Source organism: Blastopirellula marina (genome assembly GCF_002967765.1).
In the GTDB taxonomy this organism is placed as follows: Bacteria; Planctomycetota; Planctomycetia; order Pirellulales; family Pirellulaceae; genus Bremerella; species Bremerella marina_A.
The window spans coordinates 427,322-446,146 of sequence record NZ_PUHY01000004.1; the positions used below are offsets into that span (position 1 = coordinate 427,322).

The window sequence follows — 18,825 nt, forward strand, 5'->3', positions numbered from 1 at the left end:
TTGTCAGGTCATTGTCAGATTGTTGCCAAGATCTTTTCAGCAGTTCCCAAACCGCTGAGGATCGCCCCTTCAACGCGAGCGCCTGAGCACCAATCGCCGCAGATGGCTAGTTGCGAGGCTTCGTCCACCAGACAAGTCTCTTCCAGAGGTGAAGTCGGGGCGCTGTAACGCCAACGATGACTGGTCACGTAACGGATTTCGCCGAGTGGTTGTCCGATGGCCTGAGCGAACGCATCGAGCAGTTCGTTGGTAATTTCCTCCGAAGTGCGTTCAAGGTTTTCGGTCGACCAGGTGGGATCCGCATGCAGAACCCAGCATTCTTCGTCCAACGGGCGACCTGGCTTGCTGTTATTACGGCAAATCCAATGAATCGGATTTTCGTGGACGAACGCGGCATCGTAGGGGACCGGCAAGGGCTCGGCGAAGTGAATCATCGTTGCCCAGCAAGGATCAAATTTTTGCTCGGCAAGCGTGGCATGAAACGGGTTCGCTGAACCGAGGATGTTGTTGGCCTGCCCAGGAGGCGCCGTGCAGACGACCCAATCGTAGGGGCCGAACGACTGGCCGTTGTCCGTGCTGACAAGCCAACCGTCGTCGGAATGTTCGGCCTGGGTAACAAGCATCTTGGTTCGTACGGTCAGCGATTTCGCCAGGTGCTTACCCAAGGACTTCATCCCAGGCATCGCGACAAATCGTGGTGTTGGATCACGTTCGGTCTTGATGCCAGGTCGCAGCACGACGACGGTTCCTCGCCACGGCGCGACGATGTGGTCGTCGACCCATTCGTCCAATAGTGGTTGAACTTGCGGACTACGGACGGTGAAGTACTGCGCACCGTGGTCGAAAGTAGCCCCCGTTTCGGGGACTCGACGCGTGGCCATGCGGCCTGAAACGCCGCGTGACTTATCGAATAAACGGACGTCGAGCTTACCAGCGAGACTGCGAGCGCATATCAAGCCGGAGATTCCCGCACCGATGATGGCTACGCGTTTCATATGTGTCACTTTCGAAAGTCAAAAAGATATCTGCCGAGCAAACCGTAATGTGGGCTCGGCTCTTAACATCCGTTTCCCAATGAATCCTAGCTCAAACAAAGCGAATGCCGCTTTACCGAGGACTGTTTCGGAAGACGTTCTAAACTATTGAATAACTTATCGTGAAGAAGTGGGTAGTGGAAAGGGTCACCCTCCCCTGCCCATCGGATCGGATACCCGAAGTCAAGGAAATTCAGATCGGAATTTCACGCGCCGTGATTTAAATCTTTCGAACAATAGAATTCTTTTGGCTTCCCTTACCTAACCGTTTAGAATCCAAGCAGGACGCCCCAAGAGAGTTGACGTTACGCGGTGCTATGCAATAGGAGTTAGTCGTGGCAGTCTCCCTCTCGATGATCGCTTTGAACCGTGGCTCCCGCGTTACCTGGAAGCTGCTTCGAGACGATCTCGCTAACCACTGGCCGATGTTACCAACGCCAGAGGATGTCAAAAAACAGGAGAATACGCTTTCCTTTGATATGGGCTCGATGAGTATCGCCATGGGGATGATGCCTGGCCCAATCCCTGGAGACAACTGGGCTACGCCCGAACGCCAAACCTGGATTTGGCCTGACGCAGTGGAACAACTGCAATCGCATCGGGGACATTTGATCGTCACCGCGATTGGTGAAGGATCGATGGTCGAGCAATCAAAGCTACTGACCATGGTCACGGCCTCCCTACTGCGGACGGTCGGCAAACCGGCTGGCGTGCTCTGGGGAGAGAACGGTTTGTTGAACTCGCCCGAAATGTTTTGCGACCTGGCTGAAGGGATGCTTCCGGGGGAAGTCCCCTTCCCTCTTTGGCTTTCGGTGTTTCTTGGTAAGAACTCCGACGGTACAACGGTTGGCTTTACCCAAGGGATGGGGGCGTTCGATCTGATGGACTTCGTTACCGAGAACGCAACCGATTCGCCCGATGACTTGTCGGAACGCTTTTACGGTCTGGCTGACTACCTGGTCGAAAATGGCCCGGTGATTGAAGACGGCCACACCCTCGGCGAAGATGCTGGTAAGCGAATTCAGGTTCGCTATTGCGAGTCTCCGTTTGGGCACGAACGACCAGTAATGCGACTCGACTTCGCGCCGGAAGCAGGTTGGTCGTCATACGGATCGCGTTGGAAGTGACGCCCCGTCGCCGCTAACCTTTCGCCCGCGGGTGAGCTTTTTCATAGATTCCGCGGAGCGAGGCCGTGCTCAAGTGCGTGTAGATCTGGGTGGTGACTAAGCTCTTGTGTCCCAGAAGTTCCTGCACGCTCCGAATATCGGCTCCGGCGTCCAGCAAGTGGGTGGCAAAGCTGTGCCGCAAAGTGTGCGGACTGGTACGCAGGTCGAGGCCGCTCTCTTTTAGGTATTTCTCCAGCATCCGTCCAACGCTGCGCGTGGTGATGCGGTTGCCGAATTTATTGAGAAACACAGGGCGATCGGCCAATTTCTCGCTTTTGGCGCTCAGCAGTCGCACGTCCAGCCACTGGCAAAGAGCATCGAGGGCAAACGAGCCAAGCGGGGCCAGGCGTTCCTTACGACCCTTACCACGAACGCGGACCAAGCCATCGTGCAGATCTAAATCGTTCTCGTTGATGCCGACCAGTTCGCTAACACGAAGGCCGGCGCTGTAGGTTGTTTCGAGCATCGCTCGATCGCGGATGCCCGCCGAAGTCGAACGTGGCGGGGCATTGAGCAGACGGCCTATTTCGTCGGTCGTTAGAAAGTGCGGTAGCTTCTGACTCTTTCGCGGATTGCGAAGGGGCTTCGCCGGATTCTTGTCGACCAGTTGCTGGCGCTGAGCGAACTTGAAGAAGCTTCGCATCGACGCTAATCGCCGCGCGACGGTACTACCCGAATAACCTGCCTCGGTAACGGCCGAGACGTAACCACGGAGATCGAGTGTGGTGATCTCGTCAGGCGAAGGTTCCAGGGCAAAGCTTTCTTCCAGGTAGCCTGCCAAGGCGTCGAGGTCTTCGCCGTAACTTTTGATGGTCAGGTCGGACGCATTACGTTCGACCTGAAGATAGCGAAGGTAGCTATCAATGACAGTCCGCAGCCCTTGGGTAGATGCACTGGTAGCTCGATCTATCACCCTGGGGTGCTCCGGTAATTAGCTGAATTCGTCGAAGTCGAGATGATCGGAATCGAGGCTTCCGATATCGATCGGCCCATTGGCAGGGAAAGCGAATCGCGGCTTCACTGCGGGATCGTTATGGGGAACCGCTTCTTGATCGACTACCTGAGCTCGAATCTTCTGGCTCAAGACAGCCGCGTCATACCAGGTGAAGCTAAGTTCGGGATTGCTCGCGTATCGTCCCAGCGTTCGCAAGGCTTCCGCCCTCCGTTGATCGCTGAACAAAAACACGTAGCGTTCTTCACCCTTGACCAGTGCTAGTACGTTAATCTCTTCCGTCACGTGAGGCAGCCTCCCAGACAATTCCAAAACTCATCCGTGGTAAAGAAGGTTATCGGCGATTGCCCCACCGAATCGCCAGTTGAGATTCGCCTGCTCCACCACGAAGAGAAAGCATTTCGCTGATATGCGAGTAGCAACAGAAACGAATGAAATCGTCGCTACGACCGAGAAAACCCTGCCAACCGCCATTACGTGAATCATCCAGGAAAAAGAAATACTGTTCGGCACGTTCTGTGACTTCGGAATCGTTTTCGGCATAGGTCCGAATTTGCGAGATGATCGGGCCATCGTGTGGGATCATCGGTGGGTGTTCGGTCTTCGGTCCGTCAGGAATAAATCCGGTAGGATCAGGCCAGTCGGCCGGCAGTCCATCAACGGCGACTTTGCCGTTTTCCTCGGGAATTCCCAGGGGATCCAAGCCGTCGGCTTGCGAGGGCGTTTGGGTTGCGAGTTGTTCGCGAGCTAAGGCAAACTCGGCTTCCCAGACGTGTGATTCCGGAATGAACTCTTCGCCAGAGGTTCCCCATGGCAGGCCATAACCGGGTGGAATGGGATGGAACCCAGGGTTGGTGGCATACCAATTCACTGCCAGCGTCATACGCTTGGGATAATACGGCGAGAAGTCAGTGACCGAACCAACGACGACGGCATCGGCACCTAACATTTTTCCGAGCGCTCGAATTTGTTGAACGTCAGTCAGATCGTTACCGGTTGCTTGCATGGCTCGCATGACCACACCGACCGGTACGACTTCAAATCCACGAACCGATTGCAGTTCCCCATAATAGGCCAGCGTGACGTCGTCCATGTTGAGGGTCGGCACGTCGCTTTGGTTGTTGAAGGGGATGATCGCAACCCGCGCGAGCTGCGGAAACGGGTTGTGGAAGATCGGCTTATCGCGCACCTCGGGTATGGCGGCACAGCCGGTGGAAAGTAAGAACAAACAGGCGATGGCGAACCAGTAGCGCACGTAAAAGCCGGTCGTTGCATTTCAGGTAGCCCCCCTGATTTGCTCGATGCGCGATCGCGAATCATTCGCGGCGCATTTCGTCCGTTACCGGTGTCATCGACGATGGCGAAGTGTGCGCTTGATCAGAATTGCAGCGATTCTTTCAATTAGGCAAACTTTGTCGCCGCTAGCTGCTGGCATCGCAGGATCAGACCAGCGAACCCATGCTGGCCAGGCCAATGGGTTCCCGCGAGGTAAACGGCTCGCCGTAGCGCGTTCCGATTGTCTTCCCCCAGTACGAGGCTTCGTCATGTAGCTTATCGAGGAAGGTGGGATACTCTTGCGGACGTCCTTCGATGAACTGGCTGTAATAGCAGCGAATCGACTCGAACTTCTGTTCCCAGTATTCGCTGATGTCGAGCACAAACGCTGGCTGCGGAGTCATCTTCAAATGAACACAGTAGTAGTTGTAGATCCGCTGCGGATGGAACGGCTCGCCTGGCATGTCGGTCTTGCTGAGCTTTGCCCAGAACCGTGCGGCATCGACGAGTTGCGTTGCGGCCAGGTGATCGGGATGAGCATCTTCCCAGTAGGGAGCAAATAGCCATTTAGGACGCAGCAGTCGAATCGCCGACGCCAGATTCTCGCGGGCTGCTAGCGTGGGCTCGAGGCTGCGATTGGGGAGCCCAAGGTTATCTCGCCAGTCGACTCCGAGAATCTCGGTCGCGGCGGCGGTTTCCGCGGCGCGTTTTTCCAGAGAGCCGAACGGTGTTGGTTCGCCGGAGGTGAGATCCAAGATGCCGACCTTTTTCCCCTCGGCCTTCAATTTAAGGATCGCCCCCCCCATGCCCAGTTCGGCGTCGTCGGGATGGGGAGCAATAACTAAAACGTCGAGCGGGGTCGGTGTTTTCATTTGATCTGGTGAGGATTGGGAATATCAGCTAAGTAAGTCGCCACGTTTACCAAGTTTTCAGGTCCGAGGCGATTGGTCCGATGCCGCTACGTACTTTGGTTGTGCTGCTCATTCTTGCTTGCTTTACGCCCGGTTGCCGCACGTGGGGCTGGGGATGGAAGTCCGCTCCTCCGGTTCAAGAAGAACCATTGGTCGACGATTTCACGCATTCCGAACCGAAGTCGGACGATGAAGACGAAGCGGAACCATCAAGCGCATTCGCCAAGAAAAACGGTCGAGCAGACGATCCTGGGACGGGCCTTTCTGATCGTTCTCGCGAAATTGAGCGTAGCCTCGGATATCGCTAAGACGTTGTCTTCAGGTCGAACTTAATGTTCGATGCCATAAAGCGGGCCAAGTTTCGCGCGAAGGTAGCGAATGAGCGGAGCCGAATCGATCGGATCGCCGCAAACACGCTCGACCAGCTTATCGCCGGGATAACATTGACCAGCTTGATGGACGTTTTCTCGGAGCCATCCCAACAATGGAGCGAACTCGCCGGCAGCGAACATGCCTTCCAAGTCACCTAGATCTTCGTGAGCTTGTTCCATCAATTGGGCGGAGTAAATGTTACCGAGGCTGTAAGTCGGGAAGTAACCCATCAGCCCAGCGCTCCAGTGAACATCCTGCAGACAGCCATCGGCGTCGTTGGGTGGCGTGATGCCTAACTGTTGGGTGTATTTCTCGTTCCAAGCCCCTGGCAAGTCTTTCACTTGCAGATCGCCCGAAAGCAGGGCCTGTTCCAGCTCGAAGCGGATAATAATGTGAAGGTTGTAGGTCGCTTCGTCCGCTTCGACACGAATCAGCGACGGTGTGACCTCGTTGATTGCGAAGTGGAAGTCGCTCATCGGGACATCGCCGAGTGCTGCCGGGAAGGCTTTCTTCACTTCGGGATAAAAATGGCTCCAGAAGGCGTAGCTCCGACCAACGATGTTCTCCCACAATCGCGATTGCGACTCGTGCACACCTAAGGAGGCCGCGGCACCTGGCGGCAGGCCGAACCATTCTTCGGGCAAACCTTGTTCGTAAATACCGTGCCCTGCCTCGTGTAAGATCGAGAAGAACGCCGACGGGAAGAAGTCTTCGTCGTAGCGGGTTGTGATGCGGCAATCGTGCGGTCCGGAGGTCGAACAGAACGGATGGTGCGTCACATCGAGCCGACCGGAAGTGAAGTCAAAGCCAATCTTTGCGGCAGCGACTTTGCCGAACTGCTCTTGGGCCGCGATCGGGAAGTTTCGCTTGAGGATTTCAAGGTTTGGTTGACGGCCGCTGTCCTTGATTTCAGCAACCAATGGAACGAGTTGTGACTTCAGCGTTTCCAAAACTTGACGAACTTGAGCAGTCTTCGCTTCTGGTTCGTAGAAATCGAGCAACGCGTCGTACTGCTCTCCCTCGTAACCGATCGCCTCGGCCATCTCGCGGCTGAGGCTGATCAGCTTGTCCAAGATTGGCTCGAAGGTTCCAAAGTTGTTGTCGGCTCGTGCTTTGACCCACGTTTGTTGGCCGATGATTCGCGAATGGCTGAATTCCTCGATCAAGCGTTTGGGAAGCTTGACCTGCTTCAAGTAGTCGCTGCGAATCCGGCGGATTGTTGCTTCGGTAAAGCTATTCGGCTCTTCCGTGAGCGGTGAGTCAGTCAGTTCTTCTAACCAAGCGCCGAGTTGAGGATCGGTGTTACGATCGTGAATGATACCCGCCAAGAGGGTCACCTGATCGGCTCGATAGGCACCGCCACGTTCCGGCAGCATGACTCGCTCGTCCCAGCCTAAGAGGGCATTGATGTTTTCGAGCTTGGCCGTCTCGCGAACGTGGTCGCACAACTGGTCGAAGATTTGTTGATGATCCGCCATGTTTGTCGCCTGTTCGTAATCGTGGGTCGTAAGGGTTGTTGGTTGGCTCAGCAGGACGCTAGGCGAGCAGCTTGGCTCCGGTTTGTTTTTCACATTCGGCCAAGATCTTGGCGATCGTGACGTCCGCTTCTTCCCCTTTCAGGGTGCGATCGTAGGCTTGAAGTGTGACAGTGAACAAGACTCGCTTTTTACCAGGTCCATCCTTTTTGGGATCGCGGAAGATCTCTTGGAAGGTGACACTTTCAACCAGTTCGCCGCCGGCGTCATAGCCAATCGATTGTAACTGCGACCAGCTCACTTCTTCGTCGACAATCAAGTTCAAGTCGCGATTCATGGTCGGCTGTGTACTGAAGTCTTGATGTTGTGGCACCAACACGGCCAGCTTCATCAGGGCACCCAGGTCGAGCTCGGCAACCGATGCCGCGTTTTGCAGTCCGTACGCTTTGGCCGTCTTGTGACTCACGATACCGAAATAGCCGAGCGTCGTACCGTCGATGGTGACGTGCGCCCCCTGCCCTTCTACGAACATCGGGTCGGTAAACGGAAGGACTTCGAGCTTGGCTTTCGGGTTGAGCATCGCCACCAGCGATTCCACTACGCCCTTAATCTCGTAAAAGCTATTACCACTGGTGATCCCGACCATGTAACGTTCGTCGGGCAGTGCTTTCGCCTTGGGGAGATAGACCTTGGCGATCTCGTACAGGTCGATTTGCGTATAGCTGAATTTCTCGTTATTTCGACGAGCACCCAGCAAGCTTGGCAGCAGGCTGATGCGAAGACGATCTTCCCCTTTCACCATCGGCATGCTGGTGGCAAGCGGCTCGCTGAGAGACCAACCTTGGAAGGTCTTGGCCCAGACGTCGCTCACAACGCTGCGAGTTAGTGTTTCATCGAAACCCATGCCAAGCATCGCCGACCGCACCTTGTTACGCACACGGTCCAGGTCACTTTGGTGGGAAGCACTCAGTGAGACACCAGCACGCTCCGGGATTTGGTCGTAGCCGTGGATCCGCGCGACTTCTTCGACAAGGTCGATTTCGCGCGTGATGTCACGACGCCAACTAGCTGGGATGACGGTGATGCTCTCATTGGTTTGTTTTTGAACTGGATTGCCGAGCTTTTCCAAGATGCGATGGACTTCGTCCGCCGGGACATCGATGCCCAAGACACGCATCAACTGAGAAAAGCGGAGGGTTACCGGCTTGCGGGCAGGTGCGGACGAACCGGCGAAGACACTTCCTTCGCAGATTTCGCCGCCAGCCGTTTCGACGATCAGTTCGCAGCAGCGGCGACTAGCCCAATCGATCATCTCGGGATCGACACCCCGTTCAAACCGGTAGGAGGAATCACTCTTTAGTTTGAGCCGTCGCGAAGTCGTGCGAACTGGCAAAGCGGCGAAGTCGGCTGCTTCGATCAGCAGGCTCGAGGTCATCTCGCCTACTTCCGTCAGCTTGCCACCCATCACACCAGCCAACGCAATTGCCCCGCTGCTGTCGGCGATCACGTAGTCGTCGCTGTGCAGTTCGTAGTCACGATGATCGATCGCGGTGAACTTTTCGCTGGTTTTCGCTCGGCGGACCGTGATTGTATCGCCCGTGATTTTGTCGAGATCAAACGCGTGTAACGGCTGACCGATCTCCATCAACACGTAATTGGTGACGTCGACTACGTTGTTGATCACGGCAACACCGACCGTTTCCAAGCGATTGGTCAGCCAGGCTGGACTGGGGCCAATCGTCACCCCAGTTACGCTGCGGGCGATGTAGCGAGGGCAGAAGTCTTCGTCTTCGATCTGCACGATCTTCGGACAAGCACCGCCGGTCGACGTGGCCGCGATATCGGCTTGAGGAACCTTCAATTCCAGGTCGAACAACACGCCGATCTCGCGAGCGATGCCAACATGACCGAGCCAGTCGGGACGGTTGCTGGTGACTTCCAAGTCCAAGCAGCGATCGTTAGCAACGGTGGAAGCGCCATCGAAATTTAGCCCAGCCAACGTCAAGCGATCGCAGACCTCTGCTTCGCTGAGGTTGAGGTCGAGATACTGCTTCAGCCATTCCCAGGAAACTAGCATGATTTGTCGATTCTGTGCGTGTGCGAGTTCGAGGTGATTGTGAGGATTCACAAAGAGCGAAACGTGTCCGGCTTTAGAACTGAGCCAGGAACTTCGTGTTGCTGTCGTACAAATAGCGGATGTCATTGATGCCGTGACGTCGCATGCAAAGACGCTCGACACCCAGTCCGAATGCGAATCCGGTAACCTTCTCTGGATCGTAGCCGACCGCCTTCAGGACGTTGGGGTCGACCATCCCTGCCCCGCCGAATTCGAGCCAGGTATCTTGCCAACGCATGTCGACTTCCACACTCGGTTCGGTGAAGGGGAAGAAGGAAGGACGGAAGCGGATTTCCACGTCGCCGCCTAAGTAGCTGGACGCGAACAGCCGCAGGACATATTTCAGGTCGGCCATGGTGACGTTGGTATCGACTAGCAGTCCTTCGATCTGATGGAACATGGCGTAGTGAGTCGCATCGATTTCGTCGGGACGATAGACGCGACCAAGGGAAACGATGCGGATCGGCGGCTCGTTGTCTTCCATCACGCGGATCTGGACGGTCGACGTCTGGCTTCGCAGCAGTTGATTGCCGCCACCGTGGCTGGCTGCGGCGATATTCAGATAGAAGTTGTCCAGCGGATCGCGAGCTGGATGCTCGAGGGGGATATTCAAGGCTTCGAAGTTGTGCCAGTCATCTTCGATTTCCGGTCCTTCCACGGCGGAGAAACCGAGCCGGCCCATGATGTCTTTCAGCTCGTCGATCGTCTGGGTGATCGGATGGACGTGTCCCAGGCGTGGTCGAATGCCGGGCAGCGTCACATCGAGTGCTTCGACTTTGCCCTTTTTCCCGCCACCGGTTATCACATCGGCAGCCGATTGGAAAAGCTCTTCCAGTCGGGTTTTCACTTCGTTGAAGCGTTTGCCGGCGGCGGGCTTGTCTTCCTTGGCGACTTTGCCGAGACCCTTTTGGGCTTCCTTGAGCTTGCCACTTTTGGCTCCCAGGAATTCGACGCGAGTCTCTTCCAGAACCTGGTGATCGGTCTGATTGATGGCGTCCTCGAAACGCTTGGAGGCGGATTCGACCAGATCGTCCAACTGCTTGATGAAATCGTTGAGTGACATGATGCCTGTTGGTGAGATGCCTTCATGAAACAAGCCGCCGAGGATAGCTCGGCGGCTTGTATTATTGCATTTGAATGACGGGCTGCCCATCCACGGTGTTATCGCACTCGGTGGGGGCCAGCTTCGTGGCGACTAGGCAGCCAGGGCGGCCTTCACTTCTTCGGTCACCGCGTCGAATGCACCTGGATCGTGGATCGCCATTTCAGACAGAACCTTACGATCGAGGGTGATGCCAGCCTTCTTCAGGCCGTTGATGAATTCGCTGTAACGCAAACCACGTTCACGAGCGGCGGCGTTCAAACGGATGATCCACAGCTTGCGGAACTCACGTTTGCGGACCTTACGGTCGCGATAGGCATAGACGCCAGCTCGGACCAAGGTTTCCTTGACGGTACGCAGCAGATTACCACGTCCACCGCGATTACCCCGAGCCTTCTTAAAGAGACGTTTCTTGGACTTATGGCGTGCCTTGCCGTAAGTGGTTCTCATCGATCTACCTTACCTTCGTCCACAGGGCCCCTGCTTTCTATTGGAAAACAGATGTTAGGTGCCCGCGTACTGAAAAATCGCACTTGGTTTGGGTCGACCAATTCGACCTGCCAACGTACGGGAAAAATAACTTCGCCAATCAGCGAAAGTACCAGCCGACGTTAGTAGCTGTACTTGCCGAGGGCTTCACGCAGAGCAACCGATTCAGCTTCGGCCAGAACGGTCGTACCGCGGAGGTTACGCTTACGCTTGTGGCTCATACGGTTAGCCAAGTGGCTCGTACCGCACTGACGGTGCTTGATCTTGCCGTTGCCGGTGATGCGGAAGCGTTTCTTGGTACCCTTGTGGGTTTTCATCTTAGGCATGATGCCAATCCCCAATGAATATGCGGCCCAATTGTGTGTTTTGGGCGGTCGTGTCCATTACGGACATACTTCGGACTCATGGAAACCCAATATTCTAGGGAGAAATCCCTTTGGGCGGTAGGGGGACGTAACGGATTTCGAAAAAGGAGTCGGCAATGCGTGTAATCGGCGTAACCTATTGCTCCAATTGGTTTTACCGATACAGTTTCCGCCGCGATCTCGAAGTTTAACGGTCGAATCGAGCGGGCATGCCGTCTAGAATAAGGCTTGCCCCACCCACTTTCCTTGCTCGCGCGGCCAATTGCTTGATGGATGGTCCTCTGATCACCGCTTGGACGATACGTATCGCCCTGCTCGCGCTGTTGGCTAGTTTGCTGCTGCGAATGGCAGAGCCATGGTGGTCGGTTTCGGATGCGACCCGACGAGCTGTCTGGACGGCCGGATGCCTAGTGTTTCTGGCACATATCGCCGCTGGGATGCACTTTTATCATCATTGGGACCATAGTCTCGCGTACGAAGCGACGGCTCAGCAAACGTGCGATACGCTGGGGATTCCCTTTGGAGGTGGGATCTACGTGAACCACTTGATGGCGATCGTGTGGGTGAGCGACGTGTTGTGGTGGTGGCTGGCACCGGTTTCGTATGGCCAGCGAGGCCCAATTTGGGAGCAAATCATCGTCGGCTTCTTTCTTTTTATCGCCTTCAACGGATTAGTGGTGTTTAAGGAAGGGGGACTCCGGATTGGCGGAATCATGGGATTTGGTGTCCTGGTGACGACATGGCTGACCCTTCATTTCGTAAACAAGCCAGCTCGTACGCTGGCCGAAACGAGCGATCCATAAAGAAGCATGCATCAATCCTCCCCCAACTCCATCGATCCGATCACTGTCGCCTACATTACCGCAGGCGGGGCCGGCATGTTCTGCGGAAGTTGCATGCGGGACAACACGGTTGCCAGGGCCATGCATCATCAAGGGCACGATGTCCATTTGATCCCGATGTACACGCCAATTCGAGTTGATGAAGAGAATGTCAGCGAGCAAACCTTGTTCTACGGCGGTATCAACGTCTATATGGAGCAAAACGTCCCTGGCTACCGTTTTTTACCTAACTTCTTAACGCGTTGGCTCGATCAGGCCTGGATTATTCGGTGGGCCACCTCGCGAGGAATTGAAACGAACGCGAAGCAGCTAGGGGCCCTGACGCTCTCTGTGCTTCAAGGAACCGCGGGCAAACAGCGAAAGGAAGCGATTCGCCTAGTCGATTGGGTTGCCGGTTCGATCAAGCCGCAGGTCGTCAACTATTCAAACATGTTGATCGCCGGCTCGGCTCCCCTGGTGAAGGAGAAGATCGATTGCCCGATCGTCGTGACCCTGCAAGGGGACGATGTCTTTATGGATGAACTGCCAGAGCCGTATCGCAGCAAGTGTTTTCAGCAGATCAGCAAGTTGGTTCCCAGTATCGACAAGTTCGTCGTTTTCAGCCGCTACTACGCGGACTACATGGCAGACTACTTTGGAATTCCCGAAGAGAAGTTTCATCTTGTTCCGCTGGGGATCGATCTCTCCGATTTACCGGATGCTCCTACTTCCGCGACCGAGGACCTGGCGACCGACCGGCATCCGACGATTGGCTATCTTGCACGCATGGCACCCGAAAAAGGACTGCACCTGTTGATCGATGCTTTCCTCCACTTGCGGGCGACGCCAGGGATGGAGAACGCCCGGCTAAAGGTCGCTGGTTGGGCTGGGCCGCAGCAGCAACCTTATTTGGACGAACAGTTTGAAAAATTGAAAGCTGCTGGACACTTCGAAGGATGCGAGTACCTAGGGACCGTCGACCGGAATCAGAAATTAGAGTTCCTGAAGTCGATCGATGTCCTTTCCGTGCCAACCACTTACCGTGAGCCGAAAGGGTTGTTCGTGCTTGAAGCAATGGCCGCCGGCGTCCCCGTGGTACAGCCGAGTCATGGTGCGTTTCCGGAACTGATCGAAGCGACCCAAGGTGGGCACCTGGTGCCGCCCCACGACCCGATCTCGCTGGCCGAAAAACTGGCCGAAGTGCTCAGCGATCGCGAGGGAGCCAAGCAGTTGGGAGTCTCCGCTTCGGAAACGGTGCGGACCCATTTCAACGCGCAAGTTGCTGCGGCCAAGACGGCCGAGCTTTATCAGCAACTTGTTTCCCAGGGAGTGCGTTAACCCGCTTTCAGCGAAACGCTTGAGTGCGTGACCGGCGGAAGTTCAATCGGTTGCGGTTTAGGAGGCGGCATCAGCCCGTTTTCGATGAAGATCGGGCCGGTCTTGGATGCTTCCAGGAGGGCGTTGTTGCGGTCGAAGTCTTCCTGGTTGAAGACCTTTTCGTGTTCCATGTGGAACAAAATAGCGGAGTAGAGTGCGTTGCGGCGTTTAATCCCAGAACGCATCAGCCGCGTGGCGAATTCGCTGTCTTCTCGCCAGTAGCCGACGAAATGTTCGTTCCAGCCGTTGATCGCGATCACATCGCGTCGGAAGGTGCCAATATTGCAGCTGCGAATGCCATGAATCCCATAGCTGGGAATCGTGAATCCAGGGATGCGGATCATCAGGTCCAAGCGAGTCAGTCCACCACGCAGCCAGAATTGAAGCTGCTGCCACGGGGTTTCTGCCCCGGTGAATTTTTCGAAGGCGGAGAAGCGCAGAAAATTTCGTCGACCTTGGATGAAATAGCCAGGACGAGCCATCTGTAAATGGTCAGCCAAGAACATCGGACCAGGGATGCAGTCGCCGTCGGTGTAGATGAGATAGTCGCCGCTGCACTCGCGTGTCGCGCGGTTACGTGCTTTCGCGATCTGTGGCACACCACCAAACGGGCTCCAAGCGTGAATGATCGGGAACGAGGCTTCTTTCTGGTATTTACGGATGATTTCAGGGGTTTCGTCGGTTGAGCCATCGTCCGCAATGACCACTTCGTCCGGTTGGACCTGCTGGTGCAGATAGCCGTACAGCACCTTTTCCAGGTAGTACGAGCGATTGTGCGTGGTGATGATGACCGACGTTTTCATTGGGGCGCCTCAGGGGGTCTGGCGATGCGTCCTTTAACGCTCGAGAACGATCCAGCCGTGAATACGCCTAGTGCGCAGGGGATGCGTTCACGCGAATAGCGAGGCGAGACGTTACCACGGTCAACGTCTCAGCAGCAAGATCAGTTCGTCGAGTGAAGGGTAGTCGACATGCTGCTAGCAAGAAGATGGCCGTACAGATCGGTACGGCCATCGTGAATCATTATCCACGTGCTTCAAAACAAGCGATGGTTGTTCGGCTGCTGATTAGCCGGCTTTCGGGGAAACGGTCGCCATGATGCGACGTCCCATCTGCTTCGGCGGAGATTCTGGCTTGCCGACTTCGGACAGCAATTCGATGACTTGCGCCATCACGCGATGTCCCTCTTCGACGTGCGCCATTTCGCGCCCTTTGAATTGAATGGAGATCTGAACCTTGTCTTTGTGCTTCAGAAATCCAATCGCTTGTTTGACCTTGAATTCGATATCGTGGTCACCGGTCTTGGGTCGCAGACGAATTTCCTTCGTCTTGGTGTGGTGCGACTGGTTTTTGTGTTGCTTCTTGCTTTGCTGATATTTGTACTTGCCGTAATCCATGATTCGGCACACCGGCGGTTTAGCCGCTGGGGCAACCACCACGAGATCCAATCCGGATTCTCGGGCAATCGACATGGCTTCGTCGGTAGGCAGAACGCCTAATTGTTCTCCGTCGGCAGCAATTACTCGAATCGGGGATACACGGATTTTCTCGTTGATTCGAGTTTGGTCGCGATTCTGGTCGCGATCGCGATCGCGAGACATATTACGCAGGGCGATGGCTTGTGATCCTTACTTGTCTTGGGAAACGGGTAAATGTTTAGGTGAGATGTGGACAACCCGTAAAATCGTACCACATTGCCGTCATTTTATCGTCAAGTTTCGTCCGCGTTAACGCGTGAAAATCAGATTCACCAAATTTTGCCACCTTTCCGGGTGGTAATGGCTCGGAATCTTCCCTCGCAGCCACCCCGCTTGCGCGGATCGATGAATGCGAATGGATCACGGACGAGCCACGCCCTCGTTATGAGGGGGTGGCTAAGTTTCTTTTGGGGCGAATCAGTAGTCTTCGCTTGAACTGGCTGCGGAAGTGCCGAGGCCAGCTGACCCGCGGAAGACCTGCCGGACTACGCGATTTTCGACTTCTTCCTTCAGCTTATCGATTGCCTGCTGGATTTTCATCGAGCCGAGATCGCCTTCGATGCGGTCTCGGACGGCAACCGCTTCTTCTTCCATTTCTCGTCCCCCAATAATGAACATATAGGGGATCAATTCCAGTTGGGCTGCCCGAATCTTGGCACCGATCTTCTCTGGTCGATAGTCACCACTGACGCGGAAGCCAGCTAATTGTAGCTCTTTTTCGACCTTCCGGGCGTAATCCTCGAATTTCTGGCTGACGACCAAAATGCGAACTTGCTCAGGGGCCAACCACAAGGGGAAGGCGCCGGCAAAGTGCTCGATGAGCACACCCATAAAGCGTTCCAGCGAACCGAACGGAGCGCGGTGAATCATCACCGGCCGATGAGGTTGGTTGTCTGGGCCAATGTACTCGAGGTCAAAACGTTCGGCACTGGGCAGATTATAATCGAGCTGAACGGTACCGAGCTGCCATTCGCGACCCAGGCAATCGTTTACCACAAAGTCGGCTTTCGGTCCGTAAAACGCCGCTTCACCCGCTTCCGCAGTCGCGGTGATGCCCATGTTCTTACAGACTTTCACCAAGGCGGCTTCGGCCTGGTCCCAGACCTTTTCCTTGCCGACGTACTTGCCGCTATCAGGATCTCGGAAACCGAGGCGAACACGGTAATCGGATAGGCCCAAGCTGCTCAGCACGTACTGAGTCATCTGGATGCACTTCCGGAACTCGTCTTCGACTTGATCGTCGGTGCAAAAAATGTGAGCGTCGTCCTGGGTAAAACCACGCACGCGGGTCATCCCGTTGAGCTCGCCTGACTGCTCGTAGCGATAAACGGTGCCGAATTCCGACAAGCGATATGGCAGCTCACGATAACTTCGTGGCCGCGACTTATAAATCATGATGTGATGTGGACAGTTCATCGGCTTGAGGAGGTATTCTTCGTCCTCGGCCTGATGAATCGGAGCGAATTGGCTGTCCTTGTAATACGGATAGTGCCCCGAGATCTTGTAAAGATCGACCTTGCCAATATTGGGAGTGACGACCGGCAGGTACTCGAACTTCTTAAGCTGTTCCGAAACGAACTCGGTCAGCAAGTTGCGAATGATGGTTCCCTTAGGCGACCACAGAATCAGCCCTTGACCGACCAGCGGATTGATCGAGAACAGGTCCAACTGCTTGCCGAGCACGCGGTGATCACGGCGTTTAGCTTCCTCGATCTTCGCCAAGTGAGCTTCCAAGTCTTCCTTGTTAAAGAAGGCGGTCGCGTACAAACGTTGTAGCTGGCGATTGTTGGAATCACCTTTCCAATAGGCACCTGCTACGGAAAGTATCTTGAAAGCACCGATCGATTTGGGGCGAGGAACGTGCGGGCCGCGGCACAAATCGACGAATTCGCCCTGCTGGTAAAACGACATCGAAGCGTGATCTTTCAGACCCGTTTCGATGTGCTCGATCTTGTATTGCTGGCCGAGGTCTTTGACGACTTTCAGCGACTCGTCACGATTACGTTCGATACGTTCGAATGGCTCGTCCTGTTTGATGATCTTCTTCATCTCGGCTTCGATGGCCGGGAAGTCTTCTTCGGACAGCTTGTGTTCCAAATCGAAGTCGTAGTAGAAGCCTCCTTCGATGGTCGGGCCGAAGGCCAACTGAACGCCATCGAACAGCCGCATTACGGCGCGGGCCATAATGTGGGCACAACTGTGCCGCATGACCCCAAGGGCTTCTTCGTCTTTCTTAGTGAGCAACCGGAGATTGACGGTGCCTTCCTCGGGCAGCTTGGTATCGAATCCGACGACTTTGCCGTCGATTTCACCCGCTAGAGTTGCCTTGGCCAAACCAGGGCCAATGTCGGCAGCGATCTCCATGGGAGTGACTGCGTGATCGAATTCTTTCTTGGATCCGTCGGGAAGAATGACCTCGAGCATGATGCGTGCGTTTTCATTTCAAAATGACCAAGTCCGATCCTGCGAGGACATCGAAACAAAGGATGTCACTAAAACCGCGAAATCGGGAACAGCGTTCTGTGGATTCGATACGAAGCGATCGAATGGAACGCCAGGGCGAACCTTCTGCCAATGCATTGGCTCCACCTTTCTAGTGAAGCAGGACGATTCCGCATGAGGCAAGGTTCGCCGTGAGAAGTGTATAGATTGCCTGAAGTTACGTAAGAGCGAAAGTGCAGGTTTTTCGGCGGCAAGTTCAAAAGTAACGTTTTTGCCGAGTCACACAGCCCGGCAGAGGAAGCAAAATCCTGTTTTTCCTCTCAGCCCCTTGACGGGTTGGCCGTGTTGAAGGCAAACTACGTCTTTGGTTAAACCCTTCGGGGGCCAAATAATGATATATGCTTGTAGCAAGCATCTCAGTCTAGGGCGATTGGCTCAGTTGGTTAGAGCACTACCTTGACATGGTAGGGGTCACAGGTTCGAATCCTGTATCGCCCACTTAATCGTAAAAACGGAACCCTCGTACGGGTTCCGTTTTTTTAATGCGCCGACAGAACTTGTACGCTACATCTAGCCTTTCAGCTTGGCGACGGCCTCCAAGACTTTGGCATCGTGGCCATCAACTTGGACGCGTTTCCATACCTTGGCAATCTTGCCGTCGGCGTCAATTAGGAACGTGCTCCGCTGAATACCCATGCTGACCTTGCCGTACATGTTCTTTTCCCGCCACGCTCCGTACTTCTCGGCGACTTTGTGGTCTTTGTCGGCCAGTAAGGGGAAGTTGAGATTGAACTTATCGCGGAATGCGGCATGGCTGTCTTTGTCGTCTGGGCTGACGCCGAGAACTTTGACGCCGTGTTTGGTGAGTTCGCTTTCCCGGTCGCGAAACGCACATGCTTCCTTGGTGCAGCCAGGCGTGTCATCTTTGGGGTAAAAGTAAAGGACGACGATCGAACCCTTGAGATCGGCAAGTTTGACCTTGGTGCCATCGTCCGATGTCAATGTGAAACTGGGGGCTTTAGAGCCTTCTTCAACCCATTCTGCCATTGTAGTAGCTCCTTGCGTGTCTAATGGGGGATCATGTCCCCGTGAGTTGCTCGAACCTTCACTCCTAACTGTCTTGCTGATTGCGCGCGATACTTTCTCGCGGGTCAAGCAAGCCGAATGTCGGTGATTTGCTGGAAAAACTTGAGCGATTCCGAAGCAAATTGGTTTTGTTAGGGTTAACCCTTGTATATAACAAATGGTGCTGTGGGTTGGCAGTTACCCCCTGGCACTCGCTTCGTTGGAACAAACACTGCGCGTAAGACACCAAAGGCGGATTGGTTGGTGCCTTACGGAACAGAGAGCAAAAACCCTGCGGCGGGTCTCCTGCTGCAGCCGTTCGGCGTTGCCGAACTCTCACCAATCCGATTTGCGGTCTGGGTACGCGCAGCCCTGGCCCTTCCTA

At 55.0% G+C, this 18,825-nt stretch carries 18 protein-coding genes and 1 tRNA gene; 5 read left to right on the forward strand and 14 right to left on the reverse strand.

Features of this window, described 5'->3' with window-relative positions; all coding sequences use genetic code 11:
• Positions 1-14: 14 nt before the first annotated feature.
• Positions 15-995 carry an NAD(P)/FAD-dependent oxidoreductase gene (locus tag C5Y83_RS03080; RefSeq protein WP_105328184.1) on the reverse strand — a complete coding sequence of 327 codons (981 nt, stop codon included), beginning with the start codon at positions 993-995 and terminating at the stop codon, positions 15-17.
• Positions 996-1,369: 374 nt separating this feature from the next.
• On the opposite strand from C5Y83_RS03080, the gene C5Y83_RS03085 reads away from it, so the two are divergent.
• The gene (locus tag C5Y83_RS03085) at positions 1,370-2,161 is read left to right on the forward strand and encodes a DUF4261 domain-containing protein (RefSeq protein WP_146117602.1); all 792 of its coding nucleotides are present in this window, start codon (positions 1,370-1,372) and stop codon (positions 2,159-2,161) included.
• A gap of 13 nt (positions 2,162-2,174) precedes the next feature.
• Here the strand turns inward: C5Y83_RS03085 and xerC are convergent, their stop codons facing one another.
• The 4 genes from xerC to bshB1 form a co-directional block, all read right to left on the reverse strand.
• On the reverse strand, positions 2,175-3,113 hold the full coding sequence (gene xerC, locus C5Y83_RS03090; RefSeq protein ID WP_276527744.1) for a tyrosine recombinase XerC: 939 nt from the start codon (positions 3,111-3,113) through the stop codon (positions 2,175-2,177).
• An 18-nt stretch (positions 3,114-3,131) separates the two neighbouring features.
• Positions 3,132-3,437 carry a hypothetical protein gene (locus C5Y83_RS03095; RefSeq protein WP_105328186.1) on the reverse strand — a complete coding sequence of 102 codons (306 nt, stop codon included), beginning with the start codon at positions 3,435-3,437 and terminating at the stop codon, positions 3,132-3,134.
• A gap of 49 nt (positions 3,438-3,486) precedes the next feature.
• Positions 3,487-4,407, reverse strand: coding sequence for a hypothetical protein (locus C5Y83_RS03100; protein WP_233207063.1), 921 nt, complete (start codon positions 4,405-4,407; stop codon positions 3,487-3,489).
• A 187-nt stretch (positions 4,408-4,594) separates the two neighbouring features.
• Complete coding sequence (bshB1, locus tag C5Y83_RS03105; RefSeq protein WP_105328187.1) at positions 4,595-5,299, reverse strand: bacillithiol biosynthesis deacetylase BshB1; 705 nt, start codon at positions 5,297-5,299, stop codon at positions 4,595-4,597.
• Between the two features lie 80 nt (positions 5,300-5,379).
• On the opposite strand from bshB1, the gene C5Y83_RS03110 reads away from it, so the two are divergent.
• Positions 5,380-5,646, forward strand: coding sequence for a hypothetical protein (locus C5Y83_RS03110; protein WP_105328188.1), 267 nt, complete (start codon positions 5,380-5,382; stop codon positions 5,644-5,646).
• 21 nt (positions 5,647-5,667) lie between these two features.
• Here the strand turns inward: C5Y83_RS03110 and C5Y83_RS03115 are convergent, their stop codons facing one another.
• From C5Y83_RS03115 to rpmI, 5 genes are all read right to left on the reverse strand, one after another.
• Positions 5,668-7,188 (reverse strand): carboxypeptidase M32, encoded by a 1,521-nt coding sequence (locus tag C5Y83_RS03115; protein ID WP_105328189.1) that lies wholly within the window; start codon positions 7,186-7,188, stop codon positions 5,668-5,670.
• 58 nt (positions 7,189-7,246) lie between these two features.
• Entirely contained in the window at positions 7,247-9,262 is a 2,016-nt protein-coding gene (gene pheT / locus C5Y83_RS03120) for a phenylalanine--tRNA ligase subunit beta (RefSeq protein ID WP_105328190.1), read from the reverse strand.
• Positions 9,263-9,335: 73 nt separating this feature from the next.
• Positions 9,336-10,346: a phenylalanine--tRNA ligase subunit alpha gene (gene pheS / locus C5Y83_RS03125; RefSeq protein ID WP_409994581.1), complete on the reverse strand. Its 1,011-nt coding sequence runs from the start codon at positions 10,344-10,346 to the stop codon at positions 9,336-9,338.
• Between the two features lie 150 nt (positions 10,347-10,496).
• A complete protein-coding gene (rplT, locus tag C5Y83_RS03130) occupies positions 10,497-10,853 on the reverse strand; it encodes a 50S ribosomal protein L20 (protein WP_105328191.1) in 357 nt (118 codons plus the stop codon).
• Between the two features lie 161 nt (positions 10,854-11,014).
• Complete coding sequence (gene rpmI, locus C5Y83_RS03135; protein WP_105328371.1) at positions 11,015-11,221, reverse strand: 50S ribosomal protein L35; 207 nt, start codon at positions 11,219-11,221, stop codon at positions 11,015-11,017.
• A 305-nt stretch (positions 11,222-11,526) separates the two neighbouring features.
• Between rpmI and C5Y83_RS03140 the strand changes: the two genes are divergently transcribed.
• Positions 11,527-12,060, forward strand: coding sequence for a hypothetical protein (locus C5Y83_RS03140; protein WP_105328192.1), 534 nt, complete (start codon positions 11,527-11,529; stop codon positions 12,058-12,060).
• Between the two features lie 6 nt (positions 12,061-12,066).
• Entirely contained in the window at positions 12,067-13,416 is a 1,350-nt protein-coding gene (locus C5Y83_RS03145; RefSeq protein ID WP_105328193.1) for a glycosyltransferase family 4 protein, read from the forward strand.
• Here C5Y83_RS03145 and C5Y83_RS03150 read toward each other — a convergent pair.
• From C5Y83_RS03150 to thrS, 3 genes are all read right to left on the reverse strand, one after another.
• Positions 13,413-14,258 carry a glycosyltransferase gene (locus C5Y83_RS03150; RefSeq protein ID WP_105328194.1) on the reverse strand — a complete coding sequence of 282 codons (846 nt, stop codon included), beginning with the start codon at positions 14,256-14,258 and terminating at the stop codon, positions 13,413-13,415. The genes C5Y83_RS03145 and C5Y83_RS03150 overlap by 4 nt on opposite strands.
• Before the next feature lie 264 nt (positions 14,259-14,522).
• Positions 14,523-15,056, reverse strand: a complete 534-nt coding sequence (infC, locus tag C5Y83_RS03155) for a translation initiation factor IF-3 (protein WP_105328195.1) — start codon at positions 15,054-15,056, stop codon at positions 14,523-14,525.
• Positions 15,057-15,350: 294 nt separating this feature from the next.
• The gene (gene thrS / locus C5Y83_RS03160) at positions 15,351-17,357 is read right to left on the reverse strand and encodes a threonine--tRNA ligase (RefSeq protein ID WP_105328196.1); all 2,007 of its coding nucleotides are present in this window, start codon (positions 17,355-17,357) and stop codon (positions 15,351-15,353) included.
• A gap of 442 nt (positions 17,358-17,799) precedes the next feature.
• Between thrS and C5Y83_RS03170 the strand changes: the two genes are divergently transcribed.
• A tRNA-Val gene (locus tag C5Y83_RS03170) sits at positions 17,800-17,873 on the forward strand.
• A gap of 72 nt (positions 17,874-17,945) precedes the next feature.
• On the opposite strand, the gene bcp is transcribed toward C5Y83_RS03170, so the two are convergent.
• Positions 17,946-18,422, reverse strand: coding sequence for a thioredoxin-dependent thiol peroxidase (gene bcp / locus C5Y83_RS03175; protein WP_105328198.1), 477 nt, complete (start codon positions 18,420-18,422; stop codon positions 17,946-17,948).
• Positions 18,423-18,825 lie beyond the last annotated feature (403 nt).